The organism is Streptomyces sp. NPDC058664 (assembly GCF_042716635.1).
Taxonomy (GTDB): Bacteria; Actinomycetota; Actinomycetes; order Streptomycetales; family Streptomycetaceae; genus Streptomyces.
Genome location: NZ_JBHXRW010000043.1, coordinates 54,858 through 71,902, shown reverse-complemented (window position 1 = coordinate 71,902; position 17,045 = coordinate 54,858). Strand labels below are relative to the sequence as shown.

The 17,045-nt window shown below is 71.4% G+C and carries 16 protein-coding genes and 1 riboswitch; of the genes, 7 read left to right on the top strand and 9 right to left on the bottom strand.

The window, feature by feature from the left end:
• Nucleotides 1-141 precede the first annotated feature (141 nt).
• Nucleotides 142-1,437 carry an extracellular solute-binding protein gene (locus tag ACFWUY_RS29300; RefSeq protein ID WP_384116140.1) on the bottom strand — a complete coding sequence of 432 codons (1,296 nt, stop codon included), beginning with the start codon at nucleotides 1,435-1,437 and terminating at the stop codon, nucleotides 142-144.
• Nucleotides 1,438-1,722: 285 nt separating this feature from the next.
• Here ACFWUY_RS29300 and ACFWUY_RS29295 point away from each other — a divergent pair, with 285 nt between their 5' ends.
• The 6 genes from ACFWUY_RS29295 (at nucleotide 1,723) to ACFWUY_RS29270 (ending at nucleotide 8,855) form a co-directional block, all read left to right on the top strand.
• The gene (locus ACFWUY_RS29295) at nucleotides 1,723-2,487 is read left to right on the top strand and encodes a GntR family transcriptional regulator (RefSeq protein ID WP_189835341.1); all 765 of its coding nucleotides are present in this window, start codon (nucleotides 1,723-1,725) and stop codon (nucleotides 2,485-2,487) included.
• Between the two features lie 174 nt (nucleotides 2,488-2,661).
• Nucleotides 2,662-2,916, top strand: a complete 255-nt coding sequence (locus ACFWUY_RS29290) for a DUF3311 domain-containing protein (RefSeq protein ID WP_384116134.1) — start codon at nucleotides 2,662-2,664, stop codon at nucleotides 2,914-2,916.
• On the top strand, nucleotides 2,913-4,544 hold the full coding sequence (mctP, locus tag ACFWUY_RS29285) for a monocarboxylate uptake permease MctP (RefSeq protein WP_384116130.1): 1,632 nt from the start codon (nucleotides 2,913-2,915) through the stop codon (nucleotides 4,542-4,544). Before ACFWUY_RS29290 ends, mctP begins: the two co-directional genes overlap by 4 nt.
• Nucleotides 4,545-4,631: 87 nt before the next feature.
• Nucleotides 4,632-5,132 carry a GNAT family N-acetyltransferase gene (locus ACFWUY_RS29280; RefSeq protein ID WP_384116125.1) on the top strand — a complete coding sequence of 167 codons (501 nt, stop codon included), beginning with the start codon at nucleotides 4,632-4,634 and terminating at the stop codon, nucleotides 5,130-5,132.
• 48 nt (nucleotides 5,133-5,180) lie between these two features.
• A riboswitch (cobalamin riboswitch) is annotated at nucleotides 5,181-5,319 on the top strand.
• Nucleotides 5,320-5,451: 132 nt separating this feature from the next.
• Nucleotides 5,452-7,839 carry a ribonucleoside-diphosphate reductase subunit alpha gene (locus ACFWUY_RS29275; RefSeq protein ID WP_384116119.1) on the top strand — a complete coding sequence of 796 codons (2,388 nt, stop codon included), beginning with the start codon at nucleotides 5,452-5,454 and terminating at the stop codon, nucleotides 7,837-7,839.
• Nucleotides 7,839-8,855: a ribonucleotide-diphosphate reductase subunit beta gene (locus ACFWUY_RS29270; protein ID WP_384116113.1), complete on the top strand. Its 1,017-nt coding sequence runs from the start codon at nucleotides 7,839-7,841 to the stop codon at nucleotides 8,853-8,855. The genes ACFWUY_RS29275 and ACFWUY_RS29270 overlap by 1 nt, the downstream gene beginning before the upstream one ends.
• A gap of 59 nt (nucleotides 8,856-8,914) precedes the next feature.
• On the opposite strand, the gene def is transcribed toward ACFWUY_RS29270, so the two are convergent.
• The 8 genes from def to ACFWUY_RS29230 all read right to left on the bottom strand — a co-directional run bounded on the left by def (nucleotide 8,915) and on the right by ACFWUY_RS29230 (nucleotide 16,295).
• Nucleotides 8,915-9,544 (bottom strand): peptide deformylase, encoded by a 630-nt coding sequence (gene def / locus ACFWUY_RS29265; RefSeq protein ID WP_384116105.1) that lies wholly within the window; start codon nucleotides 9,542-9,544, stop codon nucleotides 8,915-8,917.
• Between the two features lie 60 nt (nucleotides 9,545-9,604).
• A complete protein-coding gene (locus ACFWUY_RS29260; RefSeq protein ID WP_384116099.1) occupies nucleotides 9,605-10,585 on the bottom strand; it encodes a tetratricopeptide repeat protein in 981 nt (326 codons plus the stop codon).
• Nucleotides 10,586-10,664: 79 nt separating this feature from the next.
• Nucleotides 10,665-11,942, bottom strand: coding sequence for an HD-GYP domain-containing protein (locus tag ACFWUY_RS29255; protein ID WP_384116170.1), 1,278 nt, complete (start codon nucleotides 11,940-11,942; stop codon nucleotides 10,665-10,667).
• 14 nt (nucleotides 11,943-11,956) lie between these two features.
• Entirely contained in the window at nucleotides 11,957-13,351 is a 1,395-nt protein-coding gene (locus ACFWUY_RS29250; RefSeq protein ID WP_384116164.1) for an HD-GYP domain-containing protein, read from the bottom strand.
• A 148-nt stretch (nucleotides 13,352-13,499) separates the two neighbouring features.
• Complete coding sequence (gene rsrA / locus ACFWUY_RS29245; protein WP_384116091.1) at nucleotides 13,500-13,847, bottom strand: mycothiol system anti-sigma-R factor; 348 nt, start codon at nucleotides 13,845-13,847, stop codon at nucleotides 13,500-13,502.
• Nucleotides 13,844-14,500 carry a sigma-70 family RNA polymerase sigma factor gene (locus ACFWUY_RS29240; protein ID WP_030207302.1) on the bottom strand — a complete coding sequence of 219 codons (657 nt, stop codon included), beginning with the start codon at nucleotides 14,498-14,500 and terminating at the stop codon, nucleotides 13,844-13,846. Before ACFWUY_RS29240 ends, rsrA begins: the two co-directional genes overlap by 4 nt.
• Before the next feature lie 251 nt (nucleotides 14,501-14,751).
• The gene (locus tag ACFWUY_RS29235) at nucleotides 14,752-15,411 is read right to left on the bottom strand and encodes an alpha/beta family hydrolase (protein WP_384116157.1); all 660 of its coding nucleotides are present in this window, start codon (nucleotides 15,409-15,411) and stop codon (nucleotides 14,752-14,754) included.
• A gap of 68 nt (nucleotides 15,412-15,479) precedes the next feature.
• The gene (locus ACFWUY_RS29230; protein WP_384116085.1) at nucleotides 15,480-16,295 is read right to left on the bottom strand and encodes an SOS response-associated peptidase; all 816 of its coding nucleotides are present in this window, start codon (nucleotides 16,293-16,295) and stop codon (nucleotides 15,480-15,482) included.
• A gap of 49 nt (nucleotides 16,296-16,344) precedes the next feature.
• Here ACFWUY_RS29230 and ACFWUY_RS29225 point away from each other — a divergent pair, with 49 nt between their 5' ends.
• The gene (locus ACFWUY_RS29225) at nucleotides 16,345-17,028 is read left to right on the top strand and encodes a M50 family metallopeptidase (RefSeq protein ID WP_384116078.1); all 684 of its coding nucleotides are present in this window, start codon (nucleotides 16,345-16,347) and stop codon (nucleotides 17,026-17,028) included.
• Nucleotides 17,029-17,045: the final 17 nt, after the last annotated feature.

Here is a 17,045-nt window from a genome sequence, read left to right as displayed (position 1 = left end):
GTTTGCTGCACGGCGGGCCGCGGGCGGGCCGCGCCGGGGCGGGGGGGGGGCGGGGGGGGGCCGCGCCCCCCCCCCCCCCCCCGGCGCGGCGGGGGGGGGGCCCCCCCCCCCCCCCCCCCCCCCCCACCACCGGGCCGCGGACTACTGCTGGTTGATGCGCTCGTTGATGACCTTGTCGGCCGCCTCGCCGGCCGCCTTGGCGTCCTCGCCCTTCAGGACCTTGGTCATGTAGTCCTTGATCGGGTTCGGGGCGGTCTCGACGTTCGCCCAGCCCGGGGTCACCGGGGTGACCTTGCCGGAGGCGGAGGAGAGGGCCATGGCCTCGGCGAAGGAGCCGGCGGCGGGCTTGAACTGCGCGGCGTCGGTGTTCGGAAGCAGCGCGCCCTCGGTGGCGGCGGCGTACTTCGTCATGAACTCCTTGCCGGCGGCGAGGGCCAGCCACTCCTTCGCGAGGTCCTTGTTCTGGGAGCGCTCGGCGATGGCGAGGTTCGAGCCGCCGAGGAAGACGGAGCCCGGCTTGTCGGCGGTCTTGCCCGGGATCGGGAAGTAGCCGAAGTCAGCGGTCTTGCCGGCCTTCTTCATGGCGTCGATCGCGCCGCCGGCCTCCCAGCCGAGACCGATCCAGGACGCCACGCCGCCCTTGGGGACGATGTCGGTGGACTGCTGCGGGGTCGCCTCGTCCTTGTCCTTCGGAGCGGTGGAGTAGGACGCCAGCTCCTTGTAGAAGTTCATGGCGTTGACGGCCTCGGGGGAGGACAGGTTGCCCTTCCACTTCTCGCCGTCCTTGACCGCGAGGTCGCTGCCCTCGTCCCAGATGAGACCCGCGAGGACGTACCAGCTCTGGCCGGGCAGGTAGATCGCCTGGCTCTTCGGGTCGGAGGCCTTGAGCTTCTTCAGGCCGTCGATCCACTCGGCGCGGGTCTTCGGCGGCGTGACGCCGGCCTTCTTGAAGGCGGCCTTGTCGTAGACGACGACGCGGTTGGCGGCGTACCACGGGGCGGAGTAGAGCTTGCCGTCCAGCTCGTTGGAGGCGACCATGCCCTTGTTCCAGGCGTCGTAGCCGAGCGTGGCCTTGTCGCCCGTCAGGTCGGCGAGACCGCCGGTGACCGCGTAGCCGGCGGTCTGGGTGTTGCCGAGCTCGAGGACGTCCGGCGGGGTGTCCTCGGAGAGGGCGGTGGTGACCTTCTCCTGGATGCCGTTCCAGATCTGCTTCTCGACCTTGACCTTGACGCCGGGGTGCTTGGCCTCGAAGGCCTTGTTCACCTCGGCCATCCAGGCGTCCGGAGCGGATCCGTCCATGACCCAGACGGTCAGGGTCTTGTCGCCCCCGGCCGACGCCTTGCCGCCGTCCTTGCCCTTGTCGCTCTCGGAACCGCACGCCGCGATAGAGACCATCATGCCTGCGACGCCGATCGCCGCGATGAGCTTGCGCTTCACGCCACCCTCCTCAGGGATGCCTGCAACCCCTGCCCACCGCGCGAAGACATACGTCGGGTAGTGCTCGTGGGGCTGGGACCTGGTCTTTAATGGTTTAGACCAGTACCGGGAGCTTGGCCTAGACCTTTAGGGGTGTCAAGGGTGTATAAGAAGGGCAGTCGCGTCCGTTATCGGACCGACACCTGAGGGAGGGCGACGACCCGTGACCGGTCCGTGCCACCATGTGAGCCGCGACAGACGGAGGAGCCGGTGACGGCAGCAGCACAGGAGTCGGGAAGGCAGGCCATGGCCACGGACGCGGGCAGCACGGAGACGGAGGGCGGGGCACCCACCCGCACCGCGCGCGTGCCCAAGTACTACCGACTGAAGCGGCATTTGCTCGACATGACGGAGACCCTGCCGCCCGGCACACCGGTCCCGCCGGAGCGGACCCTCGCCGCCGAGTTCGACACCTCGCGCACCACCGTGCGCCAGGCCCTCCAGGAGCTGGTCGTCGAGGGCCGCCTGGAGCGCATCCAGGGCAAGGGCACGTTCGTGGCCAAACCCAAGGTCTCGCAGGCCCTGCAGCTCACCTCCTACACGGAGGACATGCGCGCCCAGGGCCTCGAACCCACCTCGCAGCTCCTCGACATCGGCTACGTCACCGCCGACGACACCCTCGCCGGGCTGCTCGACATCACGGCCGGCGGCCGGGTGCTCCGCATCGAGCGACTGCGGCTCGCGAGCGGCGAGCCGATGGCGATCGAGACCACCCACCTCTCGGCGAAGCGCTTCCCCGCCCTACGCCGTTCACTGGTGAAGTACACCTCGCTGTACACCGCGCTCGCCGAGGTCTACGACGTGCACCTCGCCGAGGCCGAGGAGACCATCGAGACCTCCCTCGCCACCCCGCGCGAGGCCGGCCTGCTCGGCACGGACGTCGGCCTGCCGATGCTGATGCTCTCCCGTCACTCCCTCGACGCCCAGGGCGAACCGGTGGAGTGGGTGCGGTCCGTCTACCGCGGCGACCGGTACAAGTTCGTGGCGCGCCTCAAGCGCCCCAACGGCTGAGCGGATCCGCCCGCTTCCCGTACGACATCGAACGGCCGCGCTCCCCACGGGGACGCGGCCGTTCGGCGTCTCCGGAGAATCACATCCGTTATACGGACAGGGGTTCCATGGAGCGGAGGCGTCCCCTAGATTTCCCCACCATTACCGAGGTGATCAGCGAGGGGACGAAACGCCATGTCAGAAGCGACACAAGGGAAACAACCGACCATCACCCCACTGAGGGTGGTGATCGGACTCTGCCTGTTCGCGCCGTTCGTGGCGATGCTCTGGGTGAGCTCCTACGCGAAGACCGAACCGCTCTTCGTCGGCATCCCGTTCTTCTACTGGTACCAGATGCTCTGGGTCCTCATCTCCACCGCGCTCACCATGGTCGCGTACAAGCTGTGGCAGATCGACCAGCGTGCCCGCAAGGGAGGTGACGCGCGATGAAGGACGTGACCGGCGTGAACGGCGTCGCACTCGCCGTCTTCATCTTCTTCTTCCTGGCCGTCACGGTCATGGGCTTCCTCGCCTCGCGCTGGCGCAGGGCCGAGAACGAGAACAGCCTCGACGAATGGGGCCTGGGCGGCCGGTCGTTCGGCACCTGGGTGACCTGGTTCCTGCTCGGCGGCGACCTCTACACCGCGTACACCTTCGTCGCCGTCCCGGCGGCCATCTACGCGGCGGGCGCGGCCGGCTTCTTCGCCGTGCCGTACACGATCCTGATCTACCCGCTGATCTTCACCTTCCTGCCGCGCCTCTGGTCGGTCTCGCACAAGCACGGGTACGTCACCACCTCGGACTTCGTGCGCGGCCGCTTCGGCTCCAAGAGCCTGTCCCTCGCGGTGGCGGTCACCGGCATCCTCGCCACCATGCCGTACATCGCGCTCCAGCTCGTCGGCATCCAGGCCGTCCTGGACGTGATGGGCGTCGGCGGCGGCGAGACCACCCACTGGTTCATCAAGGACCTGCCGCTGCTCATCGCCTTCGGCGTCCTCGCGGCGTACACGTACTCCTCGGGCCTGCGCGCCCCCGCGCTCATCGCCTTCGTCAAGGACACCCTGATCTACATCGTCATCGCGGTGGCGATCATCTACATCCCGATCAAGCTGGGCGGCTTCGACGAGATCTTCGCCAAGGCGAGCGAGGCGTACGCGCAGACCAACCCGGCGACCGACAAGCCGCGTGGTTCGGTCGTCCCCGGCGAGGCCGGCCAGTGGACGTACGCGACGCTCGCGCTCGGCTCGGCGCTCGCGCTGTTCATGTACCCGCACTCCATCACGGCGACCCTGTCGTCCCGGAGCCGCGAGGTCATCCGCCGCAACACCACGATCCTGCCGCTGTACTCGCTGATGCTGGGCCTGCTCGCGCTGCTCGGCTTCATGGCGATCGCCGCCGGGATCCAGGTGAAGAACGGGCAGCTCGCCATTCCGCAGCTCTTCGAGACGATGTTCCCCGACTGGTTCGCGGGCGTCGCGTTCGCCGCGATCGGCATCGGCGCGCTCGTCCCGGCGGCGATCATGTCGATCGCCGCGGCCAACCTCTTCACCCGCAACATCTACAAGGACTTCATCAAGAAGGACGCGACCCCGGCGCAGGAGACCAAGGTCTCCAAGCTGGTCTCGCTCCTGGTGAAGGTCGGCGCGCTCGCCTTCGTCCTCACCATGGACAAGACGGTCGCGATCAACTTCCAGCTGCTCGGCGGCATCTGGATCCTGCAGACCTTCCCGGCCCTCGTCGGCGGCCTGTTCACCCGCTGGTTCCACCGCTGGGCGCTGCTCGCCGGCTGGGCCGTCGGCATGGTCTACGGCACGGTCGCCGCGTACGGCGTCGCCAGCCCGACCCAGAAGCACTTCGGCGGCTCCTCCGCCGAGATCCCGGGCATCGGCGAGATCGGCTACATCGGCCTCACCGCCTTCGTCCTGAACGTCGTCGTCACGGTCGTCCTCACCTTCGTCCTCAAGGCCGTCAAGGCTCCCGAGGGCATCGACGAGACGTCCCCGTCCGACTACACGGCGGACGCCGGTGACCCCGGCGTGCAGACCGAGCTGCCGAAGGTCGGCGCCGAGACGCACTGACCGGACGGAACGGCCGCACGCGGGCCCGGGACCTCCACCAGGGGATCCCGGGCCTCTTCGCGTCTCCCTCCGAGGCACACTTCCCTCATGGACTTCACGATCAGGGCAGTACGGCCCGAGGAGTACGAGGCGCTCGGCGAACTCACCGCGAGCATCTACCTGAACGACGGACTGCTGAAGTACGGGGCCCAGGACTCCTATCTGGAGGTGCTCCGGGACACCGCGCGGCGGGCCCGCGAGAGCGAGGTGCTCGTCGCCGAGGACGCCGACGGCCGGCTCGTCGGCGGAGTGACCTTCGCCACCGGCAACACCCCCTGGGCGGACATCGCGGTCGCGGGCGAGGCCGAGTTCCGGATGCTCGCCGTCGCCCGGGAGGCCCGCGGCCGGGGCGTCGGCGAGGCCCTCGTACGGACCTGCGTCGAGCGCGCGCGAGCCCTGCCCGGGTGCGAGCGGATCGTGCTCTCCACGGACACGACGATGGTCGCCGCGCACCGGATGTACGACCGCCTCGGCTTCGTCCGCACCCCGCACCGGGACTGGTCGCCGATCCGCGACCATCTTCTGCTCACCTACGCCCTGGAGTTCTGAGCCGAGGGGCGACACAACATGTGGGGGGTGCCACGAGCGGCGCCCCCCACATGTATGCTCAACCTCGCTGTCGACGCAGGGGAATCCGGCGCGAATCCGGAACTGTCCCGCAACGGTGTGCTTCATACGGATACGACGTTTTCGTACGAGGTGAGTCCGAGGACCTGCCGACAGCGCACCCGGTCCGTCCGTTCCGGGTGCCACTGACGTCCGGGCCTCGCGGAGTGGGCCGGTGGAAGCGTCGCGTCCGGCGTTACGGATGCCCGTCTGCCCGCCTTCCCCCGCCGCGGCCCCGAGCCGAGCGAGGGAGAGCCCCCACGTGACCATCGCGCCCGCCGATCCGGCTTCCGCCGAGGTTTCCGCGGTCGAGAGCGACGGCCCCGGGACCGTACTGCTGCGGACCCTGACCGACCTCACCGCCGATCTCCCCGACACCGACCCCGGCAAGGTCGCCGCCGCCGCGCTTCGCGGCCGCAGCGCCGCGTCGGACGAGGCGGAGCTGCGCGAGCTGGCCACCGAGGCGGCCGCCGGCCTGATCGCCGAGGACCCGGCGTACTCCCGGCTCGCCGCCCGGCTCCTGACGATCACCATCGCCGACGAGGCGGCCGGCCAGGGCTCGGTCTCCTTCTCCGCCTCCGTCGCCGTCGGCCACCGCGAGGGCCTGATCGCCGACCGCACCGCCGCGTTCGTCGCCCTGCACGCGGCCCGCCTGGACGCGACGATCGACCCGGCCGGCGACGACCGCTTCGGCTACTTCGGTCTGCGCACCCTCTACTCGCGCTACCTGCTGCGCCACCCGATCACCCGCAAGGTCATCGAGACCCCGCAGCACTTCATGCTGCGCGTCGCCTCCGGTCTGGCCGAGGACGACTCGGTCCGCGCGCTCGACGAGGTGGCCGCGCTGTACGGCCTGATGAGCCGTCTCGACTACCTCCCCTCCTCCCCCACCCTCTTCAACTCCGGCACCCGCCACCCGCAGATGTCCTCCTGCTACCTCCTGGACTCCCCGCAGGACGAGCTGGACTCCATCTACGACCGCTACCACCAGGTGGCGCGCCTCTCGAAGCACGCGGGCGGCATCGGCCTCTCGTACTCCCGCATCCGGGCGCGCGGTTCGCTGATCCGCGGCACCAACGGGCACTCCAACGGCATCGTGCCGTTCCTGAAGACGCTCGACGCCTCCGTCGCCGCCGTGAACCAGGGCGGCCGCCGCAAGGGCGCCGCCGCCGTCTACCTGGAGACCTGGCACGCGGACATCGAGGAGTTCCTCGAACTCCGCGACAACACGGGCGAGGACCAGCGCCGTACGCACAACCTGAACCTGGCGCACTGGATCCCGGACGAGTTCATGCGCCGGGTCAACGCGGACGCCGACTGGTCGCTGTTCTCCCCGGCGGACGTGCCCGAGCTCGTCGACCTGTGGGGCGAGGAGTTCGACGCCGCCTACCGCGCCGCCGAAGCCAAGGGCCTGGCCCGCAAGACCATGCCGGCCCGTGACCTGTACGGCCGGATGATGCGGACCCTGGCCCAGACCGGCAACGGCTGGATGACCTTCAAGGACGCCTCGAACCGGACGGCCAACCAGACCGCCGAGCCCGGCACCGTCGTCCACTCCTCCAACCTGTGCACCGAGATCATCGAGGTCACGAACGACGGCGAGACGGCCGTCTGCAACCTCGGCTCGGTCAACCTCGGCGCCTTCGTGGACCAGGGAGCCGACGGCGGGGACATCGACTGGGAGCGGCTCGACGCCACCGTCCGCACGGCCGTCACCTTCCTCGACCGGGTCGTCGACATCAACTTCTACCCGACCGAGCAGGCGGGCCGCTCCAACGCCCGCTGGCGGCCGGTGGGCCTGGGCGCGATGGGCCTCCAGGACGTCTTCTTCCAGCTGAAGCTGCCGTTCGACTCGGCGGAGGCCCGCGCCCTGTCGACGAAGATCGCCGAGCGCATCATGCTGGCGGCCTACGAGGCCTCCGCCGACCTCGCCGAGCGCAACGGCCCGCTGCCGGCCTGGGACAAGACCCGCACCGCCCGTGGCGTCCTGCACCCCGACCACTACGACGTGGAACTGAACTGGCCGGAGCGCTGGACGGCGCTGCGCGCCCGCATCGCGTCGACCGGCATGCGCAACTCCCTCCTCCTCGCCATCGCGCCGACCGCGACGATCGCCTCGATCGCCGGCGTGTACGAGTGCATCGAGCCGCAGGTCTCCAACCTGTTCAAGCGCGAGACGCTTTCCGGCGAGTTCCTCCAGGTCAACTCGTACCTGGTCGACGAGCTGAAGAGGCTCGGCGTGTGGGACGCGCAGACCCGTGAGGCGCTGCGCGACGCCAACGGCTCCGTGGCCGGCTTCACCTGGGTCCCGGCCGAGGTGCGCGAGCTGTACCGGACGGCGTGGGAGATCCCGCAGCGCGGCCTGATCGACATGGCGGCGGCGAGGACCCCGTTCCTGGACCAGTCGCAGTCCCTGAACCTGTTCCTCGAGACCCCGACCATCGGCAAGCTGTCGTCGATGTACGCGTACGCCTGGAAGCAGGGTCTGAAGACGACGTACTACCTGCGCTCCCGCCCGGCGACCCGGATCGCCCGCGCCGCCCAGGCGTCGACGGCCGCCGCCACCATCCCCGTACAGCAGGCGGCCCCCGACGCGGACGCCCTCGCCTGCTCCCTCGAAAACCCCGAGTCCTGCGAGGCCTGCCAGTAATGAGCTCCACCGAGAACAAGAACCTCCTGGACCCGGGCTTCGAGCTGACCCTCCGTCCGATGCGCTACCCGGACTTCTACGAGCGCTACCGGGACGCCATCAAGAACACCTGGACCGTGGAGGAGGTCGACCTCCACTCGGACGTCGCCGACCTCGCCAAGCTCACCCCCGGTGAGCAGCACATGATCGGCCGCCTTGTCGCGTTCTTCGCGACGGGCGACTCGATCGTGTCGAACAACCTGGTCCTGACGCTCTACAAGCACATCAACTCCCCGGAGGCGCGCCTGTACCTGTCGCGCCAGCTGTTCGAGGAGGCCGTGCACGTCCAGTTCTACCTGACGCTGCTCGACACCTACCTGCCCGACCCGGCCGACCGCGCCGCCGCGTTCGACGCGGTCGAGGAGATCCCCTCGATCCGCGAGAAGGCGCAGTTCTGCTTCAAGTGGATGGACTCGGTCGAGAAGATCGAGAAGCTGGAGACGGCCGCCGACCGCCGCCGCTTCCTGCTGAACCTGATCTGCTTCGCCGCGTGCATCGAGGGCCTGTTCTTCTACGGCGCCTTCGCGTACGTGTACTGGTTCCGGTCCCGGGGCCTGCTGCACGGCCTGGCGACGGGAACGAACTGGGTGTTCCGGGACGAAACCATGCACATGAACTTCGCGTTCGAGGTCGTGGACACCGTCCGCAAGGAGGAGCCGGAGCTCTTCGACGACGCGCTCCGGCAGCAGGTCACCGACATGCTGAAGGAGGCCGTCGAGGCCGAGCTGCAGTTCGGCCGTGACCTGTGCGGGGACGGCCTGCCGGGCATGAACACCGAGTCGATGCGCGAGTACCTCCAGTGCGTCGCGGACCAGCGCCTCCAGCGCCTCGGCTTCGCCCCGGTGTACGGCTCGGAGAACCCGTTCGCGTTCATGGAGCTCCAGGGCGTCCAGGAGCTCACCAACTTCTTCGAGCGCCGCCCGTCCGCCTACCAGGTGGCGGTCGAGGGCTCGGTGGACCTGGACGAGGACTTCTGACCGGTACGGGAAAGGGCCCCGCGTTCCGAGGAACGCGGGGCCCTTCGCCGTGACGAGGATCAGGCGTTCGGCACCGTCTCGTAGCGCGGGGTGCCCTCTTCCATCTGGCGGAGGGCGTCCTTGCGGTCGCGCTTGGAGAGGCGGTCGATGTACAGGTAGCCGTACAGGTGGTCCGTCTCGTGCTGGAGGCAGCGGGCGAAGTAGCCGGTGCCGCGCACCTTGATCGGGTTGCCCTGGGCGTCCTGGCCGTGGACCTCCGCGTAGTCCGGGCGGGCCAGCTCGGCGTAGGCGGTCGGCACGGAGAGGCAGCCCTCGTTGGACTCGTCGAGGACGCGCCGGTCGGCCGGGAGTTCCTGGAGGACCGGGTTGACGACGACGCCGGTGTGCCGGACGCCCTCGTCGTCGGGGCAGTCGTAGACGAAGACCTTGAGGTCCACACCGATCTGGTTGGCGGCCAGGCCCACGCCCTCGGCGGCCTTCTGGCTGGCGAACATGTCGTCGATGAGGGACGCGAGCTCGTCGCCGAACTCGGTGACGTCCTTGCACTCCTTGTGGAGCACCGGGTTGCCGACCACCGTGATCGGGCGGGCCGTACCGCGCTCGCGGTACGCGAGCTCGCGCGCCTCGCAGTCCTCCGTGTCCACGACGAACCCGTCGTTGGTCTGCTCGTCAGTTTCCTGCTGCGTCATGTCCGGCGCGTGCCTTCCTCGGAACCCCAGTAAACGATCCCGTACAGCCTACGGGCAGGGTCAGCAGACCTCTTCCAGATCACGCCACTCACGGCTGTCCGGACTGTCCGCCACCCAGCCGTCGAGGAGCCCGCGCACCAGGCCCGCCGGGGCGGCGATGCCGCACTCCCGCTCCGGCACCCACAGCTCGCCGGGCGAGCGGTGGCCGAGCGGCCCGGGGTGTCCCGGTTCGCTGTGGTCGTGGGGGTCGGAGTGCTCGCCCTCGCCCTCGGCGCTCGGCATGGTCGACTCGGAGCACGCACGGCAGAGCAGCCGCACGGAGGACGACCAGTCCTCGGCGGCGAAGCCCGCCTCCGCGGCGAGCAGCTCCAGGGCGTCCCGGTCGGTCTCGGTGGCCGCCTCCAGGAGGACCACCCAGGTGGGGACGGGTGAGGGCGCCCACAGCTCGATCTCGTCGAAGACCGGGTAGGAGGGCCCCGCGGCGGTGGTCCGCTCGCCGTTCGGCACGCCGTCGTGGAGGACCACCTCGCCCCAGCGGCGTCCGGAGGACGGCAGCGGGATGGAGAGGACCTCGATCCGGGCCGGGTCGAGCCGGCGGCCCCACACGACCTCGGCCTCGCCCTCGGGCGACAGCCGGACGGCGGCGCTGCCCAGCTCCATGCCGGCGGGCTCGCCGGTGCCGGAGGCCGCGCCGGGCACCTTGAGCCCGTACGCCTGCCAGGCGCGGCGGGCCAGCGGCCAGTCCTGGAGCGCGGTGGCGGCGATCCCGACGTTCCACCAGTCGGGGGCGCCGGTCTCCTTGTCGAGCAGCGCGACCGCGCGGAGCCCGGCGGCCCGCGCCTGCTCCCAGTCGTGCCGGAACTTGTGCAGCAGCGCCAGGTTGAACCAGGACTCCGAGAGCCAGGGTTCCAGGTCCGCCGCGCGGGTCAACAGCGCGCCCGCGTCCTCGTACCGGCCGTCGCCGATCAGCGTGAACGCGCGGTCGGTGGCCTGCCGCCACGAGGCGGAGGGCCGATGCCGTACCTTCCCGAAGATCTTCACGATTCCCGCCTGCCGGTCGCTTCACCCTCTTGTTCGCATCCAACCATGCCCGGTCGGACGCGCGCTCATTACCCATGGGTTACCCAGTGGCGACGGAGGTCACCCCAGCCGCTCCGCCCCGCGCCAGGACCCTGGCCAGGCATTCGACGACATCCGGGTGATAGTCGCGGGCGGTGCCGAGTCTGAGCCGCTCCAGGGCGTCGAGGGCGGCGCCCGCGCTCTCGCCGCCCGCGAGGTCGTCGTAGGCGTTCACGGCGCGGACGATCCGGGCGGGCAGCGGCTGCTCGCGGTACGGGTCGGCCTGGCGCTCCACGATGACGGCGACGGCCGCGGGGACGCCGGTCCTGCGGACGACCTCGCCGCCCAGGAGGGCGATCCGGCGCTGCTCCTCGGCCGGGAGGAGTGCGGTGGCGCCGCCCGCGACCGGGTCGACGAGGGACAGCTGTCCGATGTCGTGCATGAGCGCCGCGTGCTCCAGGACGGTCAGCTCGGCCCCGGAGAGGCCGAGCTCGCGGCCGACGGCCGTGCTGAGGGCCGCGACCCGGCGGGCGTGTCCCGGCGGGGTGCAGCCGGCGATCTCGGTGGCGCGGGCGAGGGAGGCGATGGTCTGCCGGTTGACGGTGCGCACGGCCGCGTACCGCCGGAAGGAGACCTGGGTGAGGAGCAGCGGCACGGCGAGCACGGGCAGCGCCCAGAGCCCGGCGGCGGCCACGCCGAGCGCCATGACGGCGCCGGTGGCGCAGACGGCGGAGCCGATGCCGAGGAGGGCCCGCAGTTCGTCGCGGAGGAGGGGGCCGTACGGGAATCCGGTGCGGGCGCGGAGCAGGAGGGCGGCGAGCACCGCGTCGCAGAGGGCGGTCAGGACGAGCAGGAGCACCAGGAAGAGGGCGTACGGCGGGCCCTGGCCGAGGTGCTCGACGACGGCCCCCGAGTTGTAGAGGGGCTGGAAGCAGAGTGCGGCGAAGCCGACGGTGAGGACGCGGCGGGCGAGGTGGTCGGGGCCGGGGCCCCGGCCCCGGGCCACGTGGGGGACGATCCCGGCGAGTTCCGCGGCGACGACGACGGCGACGATCTGGAGGACGCCGTGGGTGGTGGCGGTGTCGGCGCTCGCCCCGAGCAGGGCGTAGGCGAGGGCTCCGGCGGCGGCGAGCGGCGCGGGTTCCCTCTCGTCGGGGGCCGCGCCCCAGTGGGCGAGCTCTCCGAGGAGGACGAGGGCGCCGAAGGCGAGGGCGTTGCCGGGTTCGGCGACCCCGTACCAGAGGGTGGCGCCGAGGCCGGCGACGCTCAGGAGCAGCGCGGCCCCGCGGACGGCGCCGACGGTGACGGCTCCGGGCCTCGAGCGCGCTCCGGGCCTCACTCGTGCACCGGGGCTCACGCGCGCTCCTTCGGCCGGGCGGGCGGGGCGGAGTCCGCTTCGCGCGTCGGCGGGGGCACCCGGTCCGGCCGCGGGGGTGTCCCGGGCGGTTCGTCGGCCGTGACGGCGGGCTGCCAGCCGTGCCGGTCGAGGGCCCGGACGAGCGCGCCGACCATCCGGGGGTCGAAGTGGGTGCCCGCGCACCGCTCCAGCTCGGCGACGGCGGTCGGGACGGGGCGGGCCCGGCTGTAGGAGCGGGTGGAGGTCATGGCGTCGAAGGCGTCGGCGACGGCCACCACCCGGGCGAACTCGGGGATCTCCTCGCCGTGCAGGCCGTACGGGTAGCCGCTGCCGTCCAGGCGCTCGTGGTGGTGGAGGATCGCGTCCCGCGCCTCGCCGAGGAAGCCGATGCCCCGGACCATCTCGTGGCCGTACTCCGGGTGCAGTTCGATGATCCGGCGTTCCTCCGGAGTGAGCGGGCCGTCCTTGCGGAGGACCCGGGTGGGCACGCCCAGTTTGCCGACGTCGTGGAGGATGCCGGCGAATCGTACGACGTCGAGCCGGTCCTCGGCCATGCCCAGCTCACGGGCGATCAGGACGGAGGCGTGGCCGACGCGTTCGCTGTGGCCGCGGGTGTACCGGTCCTTGATGTCGACGGCCTGGACGAGGGCGCGGATGGTGGCCTGGTGGGCGGCCCGTTCGCGGTGGTACTGGGCGAAGACCCAGCAGGAGATGTACATCGGGAGGAGCACGAAGAGCGCCGAGACCGGCCCGTAGGTGCTGCGCCAGAGGACGGCCATCATCAGTCCGGCGAGCCCGTGCACGGCGTGCGGGGCGAGTGCCCGGCCGAGGCGGCCGCGCCAGGCTGCCCGCGGGTGCGGTCCGTCGGCGGTGGCCCGGATGCCGCCGTCGAGGGCGGTCAGGACGAGGCAGAAGGTGAGCGCGGCGGCGCCCGCGGGGAGCAGCGCGTACGGGAAGTCGGGGGCGTCGGGGCCGTGTCCGAGGGCGTCGGCGGAGTTCAGGGCTCCGGCGGCGTGGGCGGCGGCCCATACGGCGAGGGCCGTGGCGGCGGCCCGCCAGGCGCGGCGGGGCGCGGCCGGGGGTTCGGCGACGTGGGCGAGGAGGCTGCCGGGCAGGGCGGTGAGCGCGGCGGCGGCGGGCGGCAGGAGCAGGGCGGCGGCGAGGAGCACGGGGAAGAAGGAGCCGGTGCCCATGGGGACGGAGCCGCCGAGTGCGCGGCCCAGGAGCGGGCAGCGGGCGGGCAGTTCGCAGAGCGCGTACAGGACGGCGAGGAGCGCGACCGTGCCCCAGGGGGTGGCCGCGCCGGGGCGCAGCGCGGGCAGGGCGCAGGCCCCGGCGCCGAGCAGGGCGCAGCCGATGTACACGCGGGCCGCTCGCGGAATGACCTTCACGCCCATCACGCCCGTCACGCTAGCGAGTGGGGCGGCCGGGGGCGGCGCTGTGGCGCTGATTCGCACCATCGGGTGATACAAGCTGACTTACGGCGAAGGCCGCCGCGTTCGTGCCGCGACGGCCTCCGTTCCCTCTGCCGGAGGGGTACTACTCCTGCGGAGCCGGGGTCGGGGCCGACGCCTGGGCCGAGGCCGGCGCCGTCGGGACGGTCTCCGTGATGTCCCGCTCCGGCACCGTGTGACCGGAGCGGATCAGGTCGATCCGGCCCATGACCTTGGCACGCAGGTCGGTGGGGACGTCGTCACTGCCGCAGCAGCGCTTGACGAGCTTCTTGACCGCCTGTTCGAGACCGTACTTCTCCAGGCACGGGGAGCACTCCTCGAAGTGCACCTCGAACTTGGTGCAGTCGGTGTCGGGCATCTCGTTGTCGAGGAACTCGTAGAGGTGATCCAGGACCTCTGAGCAGTCCGTCTCGTGCGGCTCTCCGCAGCTCATGAGCCCGAGCCTTTCAGATCGTTCGACGACTCTCCGGCGCCCGCGGGTACCAGCCCGCGGTCGCGGGCGTAGTCCTCGAGCATGCCGCGCAGCTGGCGGCGGCCCCGGTGCAGTCGGGACATCACCGTACCGATGGGTGTCCCCATGATGTCCGCGATCTCCTTGTACGCAAAGCCCTCGACATCGGCGAGATAGACGGCGATGCGGAACTCCTCGGGAATCGCCTGGAGCGCTTCCTTCACGTCGGAGTCCGGGAGGTGGTCGAGGGCCTGCGACTCGGCGGAGCGCAGACCGGTCGACATGTGCGACTCGGCGCGGGCGAGCTGCCAGTCCTCGATCTCCTCGGCGGCGCTGCGCTGGGGCTCGCGCTGCTTCTTGCGGTACGAGTTGATGAAGGTGTTCGTGAGGATGCGGTACAGCCACGCCTTGAGGTTCGTGCCCTCGCGGAACTGGTGGAAGGATCCGTACGCCTTGGCGTAGGTCTCCTGCACCAGGTCCTCCGCGTCCGCGGGGTTGCGCGTCATGCGCAGCGCGGCCGAGTACATCTGGTCGAGGTAGCCGAGGGCGTCCCGCTCGAAGCGCGCGTTGCGCTCCTCGGTCGTCTCCTCGGGGCCGTCGTCGGTCCCTGTGTCGGTCCCAGTGACCGGACCCACCTCCTCCAGCGTGGTGGCGAGCCCGAGGGCGGACCCGCTCGTTTCGGAGGATAGACGAGGAACCGCTCCGCCCGCCGCCCGAATCAGGGCGCCCTTGGGCGCGGGCAGCACTGTCCAGTCGAGGTCAGCGACCTGCGCACGCTCCGGGCAGATGGTCGAACCCATACGACGGACACCTCTTCCTTTGCTCTCACACCGACGCTGTCCACAACAGCGGTCACCGGCTCGGCATTCCCGGTACGGCGGAGTGTTCAGCGCAGGCCGGAGATCCACGCGGTGACGCCGTCCACGAGGGTGGTGAGGGCCTCGTCCTGGCCGAGGGGCGCGCGCCTGGGCAGGGCGAAGCCGTGATCGCCGTACGGCACCTCGACGAGTCCGTACGGGCCGTCCGGGAACTCGTCCGGCCGTCCGAAGGGGTCGTTGCCGCCCTGGACGACGAGCGTCGGCAGTCCGGTGCCGAGGAGTTCGTCGGCGCGGGACTTCTCCGGCCTGCCCGGGGGGTGCAGCGGGAAGCTCAGCGCGAGGACGGCGAGCGCGCCGAGCTCCCGGCCGGTACGGCAGGCGACGCGGGCGCCGGCGCTGCGGCCGCCGGCGATCACCGGGAGGCCGGGCCGCGCGAGGGCGGGCCAGAGGCCGCGCCAGCCGGTGTCCAGGGTCTTCGGCGCGGGGGCGACCTTCTTGCCCGCGACCCGCCACGGCTGCTCGACGAGGGCGACGGTCACGCCCCGCGCGGGGAGCGCGCCCGCCAGTGCCTGGAGGTCGCGGGCCTCGACGCCGCCGCCGGCACCGTGGCCGAGCGCGAGGACGGCCCGGGGCTCCGCCCCCTCGTACCAGACGACCCGGGCCTCGCCGGCGTCGGTGGAAACGGTCTCGTACCGTGCGTCGGTGGAAGGGGTCTCGTACTGTGTCACGTCGGTCACAGGGCCATCCTGCCGTCCGTTCCTCTCCTCCCGCCTCTCCTCCCGTCCCTCCCGGGCGGTCAGAACAGCGTGGCGATCTCCGGGCCGTCCAGCTCCTGGAGGAGTTCGGGGCCGTTGTTGCGGACGTTGCTGACGGCGGTGGACACCGGGTAGGCCCGCATCAGTCCCCCCGGCGGCGGGGCGAGCAGCCCGCGCAGCTCCTCCGGGTCGGTGCGCGCCGGGTCGAGCCAGGCGTCCCAGCGGCCCTCCGTGAGCATCAGCGGCATCCGGGGGTGGATGTCGGCGAGCGAGCGGGGGCCCTCGGCCGGGGCCACGCCCAGCGGCCCGGTCTCCGCCTCGGTAGTGATCACCGAGCAGGTCACCCACCACGCGGAGGGGTGGTCGTCGGGGAGGGTCCGGTCGCGCCAGAACTCGTAGATCCCGGCCATCGCGAAGACCGAGCCGTCCGCCGGGGTCACGAAGTACGGCTGCTTCCGGGGCCGCTTCTTCTTCCCCTCGACCTCCAGGTCGCGCTCCCCCGACCCGGTGACCCATTCGTAGTAGCCGTCGGCGGGCAGGATGCACCGGCGGCCCGCGAAGGCCCGCTTGAAGGAGGGCTTCTCGTCCACGGTCTCCGCGCGCGCGTTGATCATCCGGGCGGCGCCCTCCGGGGACTTCGCCCAGGACGGCACGAGGCCCCACCTCAGTGCGCGCAGCTGGCGAACCGGACGAGGGGATTCCGCGTCTTTCAGGGGGCGCTCCAGGACGGCCCAGACCTCTTTGGTGGGCGCCACGTTCCAGTCGGGGGCCAGAGCCTCCTCCGGCTCCCACTTCTCCACCCCGAAGACGTCGACCAGGTCCTCGGGCCGCCTACTCGCCGCATACCTTCCGCACATACGTGCCAGACTGCCACGATCCACGACCCTCCGAGGAGCGGCCCGAGACATGGACCTCTTCAGCCCGCAGACCGCCCCCGACGAATGGCTGGTGATCGCCACCGGCGTCGCCGCCCTCGCCGTCACCGTGCCCCGCCGCGTCTGGCTCCTCGCCCGCAACGCGATCACCATCGCCCACGAGGGCGGCCACGGCCTCCTCGCCCTCGCCACCGGGCGGCGCCTCGAAGCGATCCGGCTGCACTCGGACACCAGCGGGCTGACCGTGAGTCGGGGCCGCCCGACCGGCCTCGGGGTGGTCCTCACCCTCGCCGCCGGCTACCCGGCGGCCCCGCTGCTCGGCCTCGGCGGCGCCGCCCTGCTCGGCACCCACCGGATCACCCTGCTGCTGTGGATCGCGACCGCCCTGCTCCTCGCGATGCTCGTGATGGTCCGCAACGCCTACGGGATCCTCACCGTCCTCCTGACGGGTGCCACCTTCCTCCTCGTCTCCTGGCTGACCGGCCCCGACGTCCAGTCGGCCTTCGCGTACGCGGTGGTCTGGTTCCTCCTCCTCGGTGGCGTCCGCCCCGCCTTCGAGCTCCAGGCGAAACGGCGCCGGGGCGGCACCGGCGACTCGGACGCCGACCAGCTGTCGCGACTCACCCATGTGCCCGCGGGCGTGTGGCTGTTCTTCTTCCACGCGGTCTCGATCTCCACCCTGATCGGCGGCGGGCGCTGGCTCCTGGGTTACTGACTCCCCCGTACAGTGAG